The organism is Pseudomonas proteolytica, from assembly GCF_007858275.1.
Lineage (GTDB): Bacteria > Pseudomonadota > Gammaproteobacteria > Pseudomonadales > Pseudomonadaceae > Aquipseudomonas > Aquipseudomonas proteolytica.
The window spans coordinates 61,950-75,885 of record NZ_VFEV01000026.1; the positions used below are offsets into that span (position 1 = coordinate 61,950).

General features: G+C 62.1%; 13 protein-coding genes. 6 read left to right on the plus strand and 7 right to left on the minus strand.

What is annotated here, in order from left to right:
- Window positions 1-23: 23 nt before the first annotated feature.
- Together FIV38_RS18915 and quiC are read right to left on the minus strand one after the other, a co-directional pair.
- A complete protein-coding gene (locus FIV38_RS18915) occupies window positions 24-689 on the minus strand; it encodes a TetR/AcrR family transcriptional regulator (RefSeq protein WP_092230573.1) in 666 nt (221 codons plus the stop codon).
- A 71-nt stretch (window positions 690-760) separates the two neighbouring features.
- The gene (gene quiC, locus FIV38_RS18920; RefSeq protein ID WP_092230576.1) at window positions 761-2,656 is read right to left on the minus strand and encodes a 3-dehydroshikimate dehydratase QuiC; all 1,896 of its coding nucleotides are present in this window, start codon (window positions 2,654-2,656) and stop codon (window positions 761-763) included.
- A gap of 254 nt (window positions 2,657-2,910) precedes the next feature.
- Between quiC and FIV38_RS18925 the strand changes: the two genes are divergently transcribed.
- Complete coding sequence (locus FIV38_RS18925) at window positions 2,911-4,245, plus strand: MFS transporter (protein WP_029292168.1); 1,335 nt, start codon at window positions 2,911-2,913, stop codon at window positions 4,243-4,245.
- A 1-nt stretch (window position 4,246) separates the two neighbouring features.
- Here the strand turns inward: FIV38_RS18925 and FIV38_RS18930 are convergent, their stop codons facing one another.
- Complete coding sequence (locus FIV38_RS18930) at window positions 4,247-5,125, minus strand: DMT family transporter (RefSeq protein ID WP_092230579.1); 879 nt, start codon at window positions 5,123-5,125, stop codon at window positions 4,247-4,249.
- Window positions 5,126-5,318: 193 nt separating this feature from the next.
- Here FIV38_RS18930 and FIV38_RS18935 point away from each other — a divergent pair, with 193 nt between their 5' ends.
- The 3 genes from FIV38_RS18935 to FIV38_RS18945 all read left to right on the plus strand — a co-directional run bounded on the left by FIV38_RS18935 (window position 5,319) and on the right by FIV38_RS18945 (window position 7,755).
- Window positions 5,319-5,732 carry a hypothetical protein gene (locus tag FIV38_RS18935; RefSeq protein ID WP_092230582.1) on the plus strand — a complete coding sequence of 138 codons (414 nt, stop codon included), beginning with the start codon at window positions 5,319-5,321 and terminating at the stop codon, window positions 5,730-5,732.
- A gap of 157 nt (window positions 5,733-5,889) precedes the next feature.
- The gene (ypfJ, locus tag FIV38_RS18940; protein WP_029292172.1) at window positions 5,890-6,777 is read left to right on the plus strand and encodes a KPN_02809 family neutral zinc metallopeptidase; all 888 of its coding nucleotides are present in this window, start codon (window positions 5,890-5,892) and stop codon (window positions 6,775-6,777) included.
- Entirely contained in the window at window positions 6,778-7,755 is a 978-nt protein-coding gene (locus tag FIV38_RS18945; RefSeq protein WP_029292174.1) for a hypothetical protein, read from the plus strand.
- A gap of 136 nt (window positions 7,756-7,891) precedes the next feature.
- Here FIV38_RS18945 and FIV38_RS18950 read toward each other — a convergent pair whose 3' ends face one another.
- The 3 genes from FIV38_RS18950 to FIV38_RS18965 form a co-directional block, all read right to left on the minus strand.
- On the minus strand, window positions 7,892-8,479 hold the full coding sequence (locus tag FIV38_RS18950) for an HAD family hydrolase (protein WP_092230585.1): 588 nt from the start codon (window positions 8,477-8,479) through the stop codon (window positions 7,892-7,894).
- Window positions 8,476-9,345 carry an acyl-CoA thioesterase II gene (gene tesB, locus FIV38_RS18955; protein ID WP_029292178.1) on the minus strand — a complete coding sequence of 290 codons (870 nt, stop codon included), beginning with the start codon at window positions 9,343-9,345 and terminating at the stop codon, window positions 8,476-8,478. Before tesB ends, FIV38_RS18950 begins: the two co-directional genes overlap by 4 nt.
- A 159-nt stretch (window positions 9,346-9,504) precedes the next feature.
- The gene (locus FIV38_RS18965; RefSeq protein WP_092230589.1) at window positions 9,505-10,074 is read right to left on the minus strand and encodes a GNAT family N-acetyltransferase; all 570 of its coding nucleotides are present in this window, start codon (window positions 10,072-10,074) and stop codon (window positions 9,505-9,507) included.
- Between the two features lie 75 nt (window positions 10,075-10,149).
- Here FIV38_RS18965 and FIV38_RS18970 point away from each other — a divergent pair, with 75 nt between their 5' ends.
- Both FIV38_RS18970 and FIV38_RS18975 read left to right on the plus strand, forming a co-directional pair.
- Window positions 10,150-11,070, plus strand: a complete 921-nt coding sequence (locus FIV38_RS18970; RefSeq protein WP_029292181.1) for a histone deacetylase family protein — start codon at window positions 10,150-10,152, stop codon at window positions 11,068-11,070.
- A gap of 174 nt (window positions 11,071-11,244) precedes the next feature.
- Window positions 11,245-12,480: a TIGR03862 family flavoprotein gene (locus FIV38_RS18975; protein ID WP_092230591.1), complete on the plus strand. Its 1,236-nt coding sequence runs from the start codon at window positions 11,245-11,247 to the stop codon at window positions 12,478-12,480.
- 118 nt (window positions 12,481-12,598) lie between these two features.
- Here the strand turns inward: FIV38_RS18975 and FIV38_RS18980 are convergent, their stop codons facing one another.
- Complete coding sequence (locus tag FIV38_RS18980) at window positions 12,599-13,930, minus strand: RNA helicase RhlE1 (protein ID WP_092230594.1); 1,332 nt, start codon at window positions 13,928-13,930, stop codon at window positions 12,599-12,601.
- Window positions 13,931-13,936 lie beyond the last annotated feature (6 nt).

The following is a 13,936-nucleotide window of genomic DNA, read 5'->3' on the forward strand; positions in this document are numbered from 1 at the left end:
ACCACATTGAATTCGGCGGTGGATCAGGCCTGCAGGTAACGCAGCACCGACTCGCAGATCATCGCGCGATGCCGCTGCTTGATCGCTTCATCCGACAATTCGATCTGGAAAATCTCACTGAAGGTATGCCGGTTGGATACCCGGTAAAAGCTGAACGAATTGATCAGCAGATGCACATCCAGCGGCTCCAGCCCCGCACGAAACACCCCCAGTTCCGCGCCCCGGCGCAAGGTCGCGCCCAGCGCTTCAAGGATATTGCTGTTCATCGCCTTGATCGCATCCGACCGTTTCACATACTCGGCGTTGTGAATGTTCTCGATGCTGACGATCCGCACAAAGTCCACATTCTGGTCATGGTGGTCGAAGGTGAACTCCACCAGGCGCCGAATCGCTTCCCGCGGCTCCAAGGCGGTGAGGTTCATCCGCGTCTCGGTGTTGCGGATATCACCGTAGAGTTTTTCCAGGACCTCGACGTACAACTGCTCCTTACTGCCGAAGTAGTAATAGATCATGCGTTTGGAGGTGTGGATGCGCTCGGCGATAGCGTCCACCCGCGCTCCGGAAAGCCCCTGCTGCACGAACTCTGCAATGGCCTCTTGCAGAATGTTCTCGCGGGTCTTTTCCGGGTTGTTCTTGCGACTCTTGCGCGGCGCCACGGGGGCGACGGGCAGTTCGGACGTCGGGGTCATGGTGCGCTCACGGCCATTTATGCAGGCCGTGATTATGGGCCGCCAGGTCTCACGAAGGAAGCGCCAACACCCTACAACTTGGCCTGGCGCAACGCCCCACTGCGCGACTTGGCCATCGCCGCCAGGCGTACCGCCACGTTGGCGGCGCCATAGCCGGCGTACCCGTTCTTGCGCTGGATAATCTCGAAGAAGAACCGCCCTTCGAAGGGCTCGGTGTACACATGAAACAGCTCACCGCCCTGGGCGTCACGGTCGTACAACACGTTGTAGTACGCCAGTTCGCTGAGGAACTGATCGTCGAAATCAAACCGCGCCGCCAGGTCATCGTAGTAATTGAGCGGGATATCCAGCAGCGGCACGCCCGCCTCTTTGGCCCGGCTGACCTCGGCAAAAATATCCGCACAATCGAAGGCAATGTGATGCACCCCGGAGCCACGGTAGCTCGATAGCGCGTGGGAAATCGCCGTATTGCGGTTCTCGGAAATATTCAGCGGCAGGCGGATCGAGCTGCAGCGGCTACGCAGCGCCCGGCTCTTGACCAGGCCGTAGGGGTCCGGCAGCACCACCTCGTCGTCGGCCTCGAAATCCAACAGGCTCTTGTAGAACAGCACCCAACTGTCGAGGCTGTCGGCCGGCAGGGCCATGGCCATATGGTCGATGCGCAGCAAGCCGCCGCCGCTGGTGTTGGCGGCCTGCAGGTTGAAATCGGTGTCGTAGATCCCGCCCGCATGCTGGTCCACCAGGTAGATCAGGCTGCCATCCGGCGCGCGGACCGCCGCCAGCTCCAGTTCATTGGGCCCGACCAGGCCGCGATAAGGTTGGCCCTTGTAGGCCACTGCCCGTTCCAGGGCCTTGGCGCTGTCCTTGACGCGCATCGCCGTGGCGCACAACGACGGGCCATGGGCCTCGAAAAAGTTATGGGCAAAGGAGTAAGGCTCGCAGTTGAGGATCAGGTTGATATCGCCCTGGCGCAGCAGGCTGACGCTCTTGGAGCGGTGCTGCCCAGCCTTGACGAAGCCCAGGCGTTGCAGCCACTGGGTCAACCGGGCGCCAAGGTTTTCATCCACCGCGAATTCCAGGAACTCGATGCCGTCGTACTCGCTGGCGGCTGGGGTCTCAAACAGGATATCCACCGGCGTGGCCTGTTTTTCCAGACGTTGACGGGTCTTCTCTTCCAGGTACAGCAACGACCGCAAACCATCCGCCGCGTTGGCCCGGGTGGGCGCGGCGCGAAAGCCATCGTTGAAAATCTCCAGGGACAGCGGCCCGGTGTAGCCACTCTGGATGATCGGCGCGAGAAAACCCGGCAGGTCGAACTCGCCCTGGCCGGGGAAGCAGCGAAAGTGCCGGCTCCACTCCAGCACGTCCATGGCCAGGATCGGCGCGTCGGCCATTTGCACAAAAAAGATCTTGTCGCCAGGGATCTGGGCGATCGCCGTCGGATCGCCCTTGAGTGACAAGGTATGAAAACTGTCCAGCAACACCCCGAGGCTGGGGTGATCGATCTCGCGCACCAATTGCCAGACCTGTTGCCAGGTGTTGACGTGCCGCCCCCAGGCCAAGGCTTCATAGCCAATGCGCAAGCCACGGCGGCCGGCGTGTTCGGCCAGCAGGCCGAGGTCATCACGCAGGATCGAATGCTCGCCCGTCGAGTCCGCCGAGGCATTGCTGCACACCAGCACCAGGTCAGTGCCCAGCTCCTGCATCAGGTCGAACTTGCGCTCGGCGCGCTCCAGGTTGCGCGCCAGGCGATCGCGGCGGCATCCTTCAAAGTCACGAAACGGCTGGAACAACGTGATGGCAATGCCCAGGTCGGCACACATCTGCCGCACCTCACGGGGGCTGCCGTCGTAATACAGCAAGTCGTTCTCGAAGATTTCCACCCCATCAAACCCGGCCGCAGCAATGGCTTCGAGCTTTTCCGGCAGGGTGCCGCTCAGGGAAACAGTGGCGATGGAACGTTGCATGGGGTGACTCCCGGCAATGAAGGCTGGTCTTATTTGCGGCAAATTATTGGCCGCGCGCGATAAAGCAGCAATTTAAAATGTACCAACCGGTTAGTTTTATGGGCGATTATCGAACACAATGGCGATTGGTGAATTGACGATTTTTTAGCCGCTGCGCACCATCGATTGCGCATCCAGGGCCGTTTTTTTGTTGGCGCGCACCTGTGATCACGACCCAGAACACACCATAAAAATTTCAAAAACGGGTACCTCTCATGCCTTCGCAAAATTCCGCCGTGGCCCCGCGCCCCGGCAACCCGCAAGCGGCCATTGGCGACAAGATTCGCGGCGCCCTCGCCGTCGGCAAAACCCGCTGGGGCATGCTGGCCCTGGTGTTTTTCGCCACCACCCTGAACTACATCGACCGTGCCGCCCTGGGCGTAATGCAGCCGATCCTGGCCAAGGAGATGAGCTGGACGGCGATGGACTACGCCAACATCAACTTCTGGTTCCAGGTCGGCTACGCCATTGGTTTTGTCTTGCAAGGCCGGTTGATCGACCGGGTCGGCGTCAAGCGCGTGTTCTTCTGTGCGGTGCTGCTGTGGAGCATCGCCACCGGTGCCCACGGCCTGGCGACCTCGGCGGTGGGCTTTATGGTCTGCCGCTTTATCCTCGGCCTGACCGAAGCGGCCAACTACCCCGCCTGCGTCAAGACCACCCGCCTGTGGTTCCCCGCCGGTGAGCGCGCGGTGGCCACCGGCATCTTCAACGCCGGCACCAACGTCGGCGCCATGATGACCCCGATGCTGTTGCCGCTGGTGCTGCATGTGTGGGGTTGGCAGGCTGCCTTCCTGTGCATGGCGGCGCTGGGTGGGGTCTGGCTGGTGTTCTGGGGCCTGAAGTACTACAACCCCGAAGACCATCCGAGCGTGAAGCAATCGGAACTGGACTACGTGCAACAGGAAGTCGAGCCGGAACAACCTCGCGTGCCCTTCAGCCGTATCCTGCGCATGCGCGGCACATGGGCCTTCGCCATTGCCTACGCCCTGACCGCCCCGGTGTTCTGGTTCTACCTGTACTGGCTGCCGCCGTTTCTCAACCAGCAATACAACCTGGGGATCAACGTGACCCAGATGGGCATCCCGCTGATCATCATCTACCTGACGGCGGACTTCGGCAGCGTGGGCGGCGGGATTCTGTCCTCGTTCCTCATCGGTCGCGGCATGCAGCCGATCAAGGCGCGCTTGCTGTCGATGCTGCTGTTTGCCTGCTGCATCGTCGGCGTGATCATGGCTGCAGGCTCCAGCCAGCTATGGGTCGCGGTGTTTGCCATCTCCCTGGCCATCGGCGCACACCAGGCCTGGACCGCCAATATCTGGAGCCTGGTGATGGACTACACGCCCAAGCACATGATGAGCACGGTGTTCGGTTTTGGCGGGATGTGCGCGGCCATCGGCGGGATGTTCATGACGCAGATCGTCGGCCATATCCTGACCGTGACCAACAACAACTACACCGTGCTGTTCACCCTGATCCCGGCGATGTACTTCCTCGCCCTGACCTGGATGTACTTCATGGCGCCGCGCAAGATTCCGACGGTCGAGGTCTGACTCACCGCCGCCGCTGCTGCCAGGCAGCGGCCAACCCGCTCAGGCAGATCACTCCGATCCCGACCACCGTGGTCAGGTCCGGGGTGTGGTTGAACACCAGCCAGCCCAATAACCCCGCAAACACGATCTGGCAATAGCCGAACGGCGCCAGCAAGGCCGGCGCAGCGAAGCGGAAGGCCTGGGTCAGCATCAAGTGCGCGGTCATCCCGCAACTGCCCAGCGCCAGCATCAACAGGCCATGACCCAGGGTTGGCACCACCCAGAAGAACGGCACCAGCGCGCTCATCACCAAGGTGTTGCACAGGCCGGCGAAGAAGTTGCTGGTGGTCGGGCTGTCGTACTGGCTGAGGATGCGGGTCAGCAGTTGGTAGAAACAGAAGAACAACGCCGAGACCAAGGGCAACAACACCGCCGGGGTGAACAACTCACCACCGGGATGCACGATGATGATCACCCCGACAAACCCGCAGATCACCGCCAGCCATTGGCCCCGCGTCACATGCTCGCCCAGCAGCGGCACCGACAGGGCCGTCACCAGGATCGGCGCGAGAAAGTTCACCGCCGTGGCTTCCGCCAGCGGGATGTAATGCAAGGCTGCGGTAAAAAACAGGCTGGTACCCAGCAGGCACAGGGCCCTGGCGACCTGCAACAACGGGCGTTTACTGCGCAGCACGCGCAAGCCCGATTGCGGCAGGAAAATCCCCGCCATCAGCAGCGTATGCACCATGTAGCGGGCCCACACCACCATCACGATGGGATAGAACCCGGCCAGGTACTTGGACAAGGCGTCATGGCTGGAAAACAGGAGCGTCGCCAGTACAATCAGCGCGATGCCCTTGAAGGGATGGTTGACGCCGGAAAGAGGGGTGCTGAGGGTCATTGAATTCTCGTGCGTGACAGGCTGAAATGACCGCCGCAAGCAGTGGCACTCAACGCGCTAATCTAGAGCGGGTGGTGCATCGGTCTCAAGAGCATAACCAAACAGCGGGCGATCAGCGCACTAAATTGCCCAAACCCAGTCCAACGCTGCACGCCAGCCTGCCATTGCACGCTTTTTAACCAAGGCCCACTCCATGAAAAAATCCCTGTTGCTCCTTTCGACCCTCGCCCTGCTCAGCGCCTGCGATAAACCCCCCGAGGCCCCGAAGCCGGCGCCGCCCTCGGTGCAGGCGACCCTGGTCCCGGAAACCCTGCCCACCGACAAATGGGTCGGCAAATGGATCGGCGTCGAAGGCCTGCACCTGACGGTCAGCAAAGACGACAGCATTGGCCGCGGGCACTACCTGCTGACCATGCAATACGGCCTTGATGCAGATGCCTCCGGCACCTTCAAGGGCGAGGCCGGCGAAGACGGCATCATCTTCAACCGCCCCGACGGCCCGCAAGTGCTGCGCGCCGGCGACGGTGCCGCGACCGGTTTGAAATGGCTGGCTGATAAAAAAGATTGCCTGGTGGTCAATACGGGCGAAGGGTATTGCCGCGAATAACGGCCATACTCAATCACCACAACCCCGATTACTGTAGGAGCGAGCTTGCTCGCGAAAGTCGTTAACGCTAACGCCGCATGCCTGGTTTAACGCGGTGCCTTTGCGTTTTTCGCGAGCAAGCTCGCCCCTACATAACGATCATCAAGAGGATTGCCACATGCTATGGAAAAAGGGTCGGCGCAGCGACAACGTGGTCGACGCGCGTAATGACGGCGGCGGTGGCGGCGGCATGCGCTTTGGCGGCGGCAAGGGCCTGAGCCTGACCGCTATCGTGCTGATCGTCGGCATCGGCCTGCTGACCGGCCAGGACCCGATGCAAATCCTCGGGCAACTGAGCGGCCAGATGACCGAGCAAGCCCCCTCGGTCAGCCCGCAAACACGCCAGGCACCACCGGCCAACGATGAACAGGCGGACTTCGTGCGTGCCGTGCTGGGCGATACCGAAGACACCTGGGGCCAGGTGTTCCAGGAAAACGGCCTGGCCTACAAGAATCCCAAGCTGATCCTGTTCCGTGGCCGAGTGAATTCCGCCTGCGGCGGCGCCACCTCCGCCAGCGGCCCGTTCTATTGCCCGGCCGACCAGCAGGTCTACCTGGACCTGGACTTCTTCCGGGAAATGTCCCAACGCTTCCAGGCGGCCGGCGATTTTGCCCAGGCTTATGTGATCGCCCACGAAGTGGGTCACCACGTGCAAACCCTGCTGGGGATTTCGTCGAAAATCCAGGTCGCGCGCCAGCAAGGCCGGCAGATGCAAGGCGATGGTGGCCTGCTGGTCCGCCAGGAACTGCAAGCCGACTGCTTCGCCGGGGTCTGGGCCAACCGTGCGCAAAAACGCCTGAACTGGCTGGAGCCGGGTGATATCGAAGAGGCGCTGAACGCTGCCAACGCCATCGGCGATGACCGCTTGCAGCAGCAGGGCCAAGGCCGCGTAGTACCGGACTCGTTCACCCATGGCACTTCGCAACAGCGCGTGCGCTGGTTCAAGACCGGGTTTGCCCAGGGCCAGATCAGCCAATGCGACACGTTTTCGGCCAAGAGTCTGTAAATGAATAAACGCTGCGGATGGCTGCTGGGCCTGCTGATCACCTGCTCGACCGCCACCCTGGCCGCCGGGCAGGCGGTCAAGGTGATCAGCCCCGATCGATTCACCCTGCAAGCCGGCGACCTGAGCCTGGGCCTTAGCCAGGACTGGCGCCAGCCGCTGCCACAGGTCACCCGCGCGTTGATTATCGTGCATGGCCGACTGCGCAACGCCCAGACCTACCTCAAAAGCGCCAAAGACGCCGCCGCCCACGCCGGGCAAAGTGCCAATACCCTGGTGATCGCGCCGCAGTTCCTCAACGATGCCGATGTCCAGCGCCATCACTTGGGCGACAGCGTGCTGCGCTGGCACGGTAATGCCTGGATGGCGGGCGAGTCGTCAATCGGCCATGGCCAGATCAGCTCCTACGGTGCCCTGGACCAAATCATCAAGCACCTGGGCAACCGCAAACTATTCCCGGCCCTCAAAGAAATAGTGATCGCCGGGCATTCCGGGGGTGGCCAGGTGGTGCAACGCTTTGCCCTGACCGGTCACGACCACCCGGCCCTGCAAGCGGCGGGGATCAGCCTGCGCTATGTGATCGCCAACCCGTCGTCCTATGCCTACTTCAGCCCGCAACGCCCGGTGCAATTCGCGCCGGCCAGTTGCTCAGGATTCAACGACTGGAAGTACGGCATGCAAAAGCTGCCGGCCTACGCCAACGGCCAAAGCCCCGAGCAACTGGAAAAAGCCTACGCCGCGCGCGAAATCACCTACCTGCTCGGCCAGCAGGACACAGACCCCAACCATCCGGCCCTGGACAAAAGCTGCGCAGCCGAGACCCAGGGCGCCTACCGGCTGATTCGCGGGCACAACTATTTCAACTACCTCAAGCAACGCCATCCGCAGTTGAGCCAGCGGTTGGTTGAAGTGCCAGGGGTGGGGCATGACGGCGACAAGATGTTCACCTCGCCGCAGGGGCAGGCGGTCCTGTTCCACTAATCCGTCAGACAAAACCCAATCAAAAATGTGGGAGCGGGCTTGCTCGCGAAAGCAGCCTGTCAGTTGATGCATGTGCCGACTGACACACCGCTTTCGCGAGCAAGCCCGCTCCCACATTTGATTTTTGATGCTTGCTTTAGATCATCTGGCGTAATGCCGCGCAGTCCCTGGCGTGCCAATCGGCCAATTCCGGCCATGGGTTTTCCGGCAAGTTCACCAACACCGTCCGCGTCCCCGCCGCCCGCCCGCAATCGAGGTCGAAGCGATAGTCACCCACCATCACCATCTCGCCGGGGGCCACGTCCCAGGCCTGCGCCAGTTTCAGCAGGCCACCGGGGTCCGGCTTGGGCGGGGCGTCGTCGCGGCCCAACACATCTTCCACGGCAAAACAGTCCGCCAGGCCGATGGCCTGCAAGGTAATGTGAGCCAGTTCCTGGGCATTGCGCGTCAGGATCCCCAGGCGATAGCCTCGGGCCGCCAAGTCCCGCACCAATTCCACCGCGCCCGCAGCTGCCACCGAACCCAGCGCCAGCTCCCGTTCATGCTCCAGCAACCAGGCATGCTTGGCCGCCGCTTCAGCCGCCGGCAACGCCGCCAAATGGGTGAGGATGTCGTCGGCAGGCGGAATGTCCAGGGCCACGCGGATCGCCGCGAAGTCATGCACAGCCACAGTCAGGGTGCCGTCCATATCAAACACCCAGTGTTTAACCTGCGCCAGGCTCATGCCCAATCCTTGCGATGCCGGATCAAGCCTTCCTGAGTCACCGAGGCCACCAGTTGACCGGCGCGGTTATACACGCTGCCACGGGAGAAACCACGGGAATTGCCGGCCCATGGGCTGTCCATGGCGTACAGCAACCAGTCGTCGGCGCGCAGATCGGCGTGGAACCACAACGCGTGGTCGAGGCTGGCCACTTGCATATCCTTCTGCCACACCGTCTTGCCATGGGGCAGCAACGAGGTGGTCAGCAGGCCGAAGTCCGAGGCATAGGCCAGCAGGTATTTATGCAGCGCCGGTAAGTCGGCCAGGGCGCCATCGGCGCGGAACCACACGTATTTGACCGGATCGGTGGGCTGCGGGTTGAACGGGTCTTTTTCGGTCACCGGCCGCACTTCGATCGGCTTGGGGCACAGCAGTTTTTCGCGCATGGCTTCGGGAATCAGGTGCGCCCGTTGCTGGGTCAGCTCCAACTCCGACGGCAAGTTCTCCGGCCCCACCACCACCGGCATGGTGGTCTGATGCTCGAAGCCTTCCTCGTCGTACTGGAACGAGGCGCTGCAGGTGAAGATCGGGTTGCCCTTCTGGATCGCCGTGACCCGACGCGTGCTGAAGCTGCCGCCATCGCGTACCCGGTCCACTTGATAGACCACCGGCAGGCCGGCATCCCCAGGACGCAGGAAATAGCCGTGCAACGAATGCACATGCCGCGCTTCTTCGACGGTCTGGCTGGCCGCCGACAGCGACTGGCCCAATACCTGGCCGCCGAACAGTTGGCGAAAGCCCAAGTCCTGGCTACGGCCGCGAAAGAGGTTTTCTTCAATCGGTTCCAGGGTCAGCAAATCGACCAGATCTTCCAACACTTGGCTCATACACTCTCCTCAGAGCAAAACGGTTTCTACCTTCTATTTTCTACTGTAGGAGCGAGCATGCTCGCGAAAAAACCAGAGACGCCGCTGGGTATCAGGCCCTGCGCGTTATCGTTGACGTTTTTCGCGAGTAAGCCCGCTCCTACAAGTATTACCGCCTGCTTATCCGTGCAGCGTGTCCAACCATTGGGCGCGGGTGATGCGATACAACACATGATGGCGCAGGGGATCGTCCGCCGCGAGCCTGGGGTGCTGAAAATCTGCGGCCGGATCGTAATGCATGCCGATGGCCTGCATGACTTTCTGCGACGGCAAGTTGGGCTCGGTGGTGAAGGCCACTATCTCGTCCAACTGCAAACGGTCAAAACCACAGCGCAATGCGGTCCAGGCCGCCTCACTGGCAAACCCCAGGCCCCAGTGCTCGCGGGCCAGGCGCCAGCCTATTTCCACCGCCGGGGTGAAGTCGGCGTCAAAGCCAACATTCAGCAACCCCGTCAGGCCGATAAACTCGCCGCTGTCCTTGCGTTCCAGGGCCCACAGGCCAAAGCCGTACTCGGCAAAATGCCCACGTATTCGCCCGATCAATGCCGCGCTTTCCAGGCGATCCAAGGGGGCCGGGAAATAGCGCATCACCTGCGGATCGGCGCACATCCGGGCAAACGTCGGCAGATCGCTGTCGCGCCACTGGCGCAGCACCAGGCGCGCGCTTTCCAACTCAAGTATCGGCTCCATCGTTCCCCTCCCTTGCCATGTGCGTGAGTGTACAGCGCTGTTAAGATCCGTCGCTGGTTCCTGTCAGAAATTGCCATGCCTTTGCCACTGATCTACCACGACGACTACAGCCCCGAGTTCCCAGCGGATCATCGCTTCCCCATGGACAAGTTCCGGCTGCTGCGCGATCACCTGGTCGACAGCGGCCTGACCCAGGACAGCCAACTGCTGCGCCCACAATTATGCCCGGCCGAGGTCCTCGCCCTGGCCCATGACCCTGGCTATATCGAACGCTATATGAGCGGTGAGTTGTCCCGCGAAGACCAACGGCGCCTGGGCCTGCCCTGGAGCGAAGCCCTGGCCCGGCGCACCGTGCGCGCAGTCGGCGGCTCGTTGCTGGCGGCCGAACAGGCCCTGGAACACGGCCTGGCCTGCCACCTGGCGGGCGGCACCCACCATGCCCACTACGACTACCCGGCGGGCTTCTGCATCTTCAATGACCTGGCGGTGATCAGCCACTACCTGCTGGCCAGCGGGCGGGTCAACCGAGTGCTGATCTTCGACTGTGACGTGCATCAAGGCGATGGCACCGCGCGCATCCTCCACGACACGCCGGATGCCATTACCGTGTCCCTGCACTGCGAAAAGAACTTCCCGGCGCGCAAGGCCACCAGCGACTGGGATATCCCGCTGCCCATGGGCATGGGCGATGCCGACTACCTCAAGGTGGTGGACGACGCCCTCAACTACCTGCTGCCGCTCTACCAGCCCGACCTGGTGCTGTATGACGCGGGTGTCGATGTGCACAAGGACGACGCCCTGGGTTATCTCAAGCTGACAGACGCAGGCGTCGCCGCCCGGGACGAAAGCGTGATGCGCCATTGCCTGGGCCGCGACATTCCGGTGGTGGGCGTAATTGGCGGCGGCTACAGCAAGGATCGCCCTGCCCTGGCCCGTCGCCATGGCATCCTGCATCACAGTGCCCAACGGGTGTGGACATCATCAGGCTGTCATTGAAGTGTGGTTGCGTTACCCACAATGCCTGTGGAACGGCCTGTGGATAAGTTGAGCGTAAGCGCCTGCAAGGCACACGCCACATAGGGTGTAGGAACGTGTACGTTTTTTGATCAGGCAGTTTCGCGGTGCTCGGGTAGAATGCTCGGCCTACTTCGCCGAACCGCAGTCACCACCATGCCCCAGATTCCAGCCCAGCCCCCTCACGTCACGATCATCGGTGGCGGCCCCGCCGGGCTGATGGCCGCCGAAGTATTGAGCCAGACCGGGGTCCGTGTGGACCTGTATGACGGCATGCCATCGGTGGGTCGCAAGTTCCTGCTGGCCGGGGTTGGCGGCATGAACATCACCCATTCCGAGGCCTACCCGGCCTTTCTCTCACGCTATGCCGAGCGCGCACCCGACATCGCCCCCTTGCTGCGCCAGTTTGGCGCCGAGGCGTTGTGCGAATGGATCCATGGGCTGGGGATAGAAACCTTTGTCGGCAGCTCTGGCCGCGTGTTTCCGACCGATATGAAAGCCGCACCGCTGCTGCGCGCCTGGCTCAAGCGCTTGCGCGACCAAGGGGTAGTTATCCACACCCGCCACCGCTGGCTGGGCTGGAATGCCGATGGCGGATTAATTATCCACAGCCCGGATGGCGAGAAAACTGTCCACAGCGATGCCGTGCTCCTGGCCCTCGGCGGCGGCAGTTGGTCGCGCCTGGGTTCCGACGGCGCCTGGCTCAAGTTGCTGGAAGACCAAGGCGTGCCTTACGCCCCGCTGCAACCGAGCAACTGTGGCTTCGAGGTGACGGCCTGGAGCGACTTGATGGTGAGCAAATTCGCCGGAGCGCCGCTGAAAAACGTCGCCATCGGTTTGGCCGATGACAAACCCCGGTTGGGCGAATGCGTGATCACCGCGACCGGTATCGAGGGCAGTTTGATCTACGCCCTGTCGGCGCCGATTCGCGAAGCCATCAACCGCGACGGCTCAGCCACCGTGCATATCGACCTGCTGCCGGGCAAGCCACTGGACAAGGTGCAGGCTGCATTGGCCAAGCCCCGTGGCTCACGTTCGATGAGCAAGCATTTGCACAGTCAGTTGGGGTTGGATGGGGTCAAGGCCGCGCTGTTGCGCGAGTTGGCGCCTGCCGAGCATTTCAGCGACCCGCAGCAATTGGCCGTCGATATCAAGGCTCTGCCGCTGACCCTGGTGAAAACCCGGCCAATGGACGAAGCCATCAGCACCGCAGGTGGCGTGCCGTTTGAGGCGCTGGATGAGCGCTTGATGCTCAAGCAATTGCCGGGAGTGTTCTGTGCCGGAGAGATGCTGGACTGGGAAGCGCCGACGGGCGGGTATTTGCTGACGGGGTGTTTTGCCAGTGGGCGGGCTGCGGGGCGCGGGGTGTTGGAATGGCTCCAACGCCAATAGTTGCGGCGAACTCAGGTCCGCCATCGCAGGCAAGCCAGCTCCCACATTTGAATGGGTTCACAGTTCAAAATGTGGGAGCTGGCTTGCCTGCGATGAGGCCCTGACAGGCAGCAAAGAATTACTTCTTCTTACGCGGCCCGGTATTAAAGACCGGCACCTTGCGCACCGGCTTGATCGAAGGCTCGGCCGCCACTTCACCGCTCTCCACCCACTTGCCCAGGTTGCGCTTGCCGCCACCACCCGAGGTCTTGGGCTTCTTCGGTTTTTTCGGCTTCTTCACCACCTGGCCACTGGCATCGGTATCCGGCACGCGGTGCTCCGGTTCGAAGTCCTGTTCCATTTTGCGGGTCAGGGTTTGGCGGGTCAGCATCTCGATGGCCGAGAGCATATTCACTTCATCGGCACACACCAGGGAAATCGCCTCGCCGGTGTTGCCCGCCCGGCCAGTACGGCCGATGCGGTGGATGTAATCCTCGGCGACAATCGGCAGGTCAAAGTTGACCACCATCGGCAAATCTTCGATATCCAGGCCACGGGCCGCCACATCGGTGGCCACCAGGATCTGCACATCGCTGGCCTTGAAGCGGTCCAGGGCACGTTGGCGCGTAGCTTGTGGCTTGTCGCCGTGGATGCCGTCGGCATTGATCCCCAGGCCTTGTAGCTTATCTACCAGCGCATCCACGCCATTGCGGGTCTTGGCGAACACCAGTACCTGCTTCCACTTGCCCTTGCGCATCAGGTGCACAAACAGCTCGGCCTTGCGCTTCTTGTCCACCGGCACCACCCATTGCTTGACGGTGTTGGCGGCGACGTTGCGCGGGCTGACTTCAATGCTCAAAGGGTCATTGAGCATCTGCCCGGCCAGCAGGCGGATATCGTCGGAGAAGGTCGCGGAAAACAGCAGGGTCTGGCGCTTTTTCGGCAGCATGCGGTAAATGTTCGCCAGTTCTTCCGAGAAGCCCAGGTCGAGCATGCGGTCGGCTTCATCCAGCACCAGGGTTTGCAGCTGATTGAGTTTCAGCGCGTTCTGGCGGAACAGGTCGATCAAGCGCCCAGGGGTGGCAACCAGAATGTCGACGCCCTTGCGCAGCTTCATCATCTGCGGGTTGATGCTCACCCCGCCATACACCGCGTAGGTGGTCAGGGGCAGATGTTCGGCGTATTGGGCAACGCTGGCGTGAACCTGCTCGGCCAACTCGCGGGTGGGGCACAGGATCAGCGCACGCAACGAGTTGGCGGTGACCTTCGGCCCTTCCATGGTCAGCAGTTGCAGGAGCGGCACGGCAAAGCCGGCAGTCTTGCCGGTACCGGTCTGGGCCGCGGCCATCAGGTCGCGACCGGCCAGCACCGCCGGAATGGCTTGCGCCTGCACCGGCGTCGGGGTCTGGTAGCCAAGCGCCTCAAGGGCGCGCAGCAAGGGTTCGATCAGGCCAAGTGTGGCGAAAGTCATGTGTTT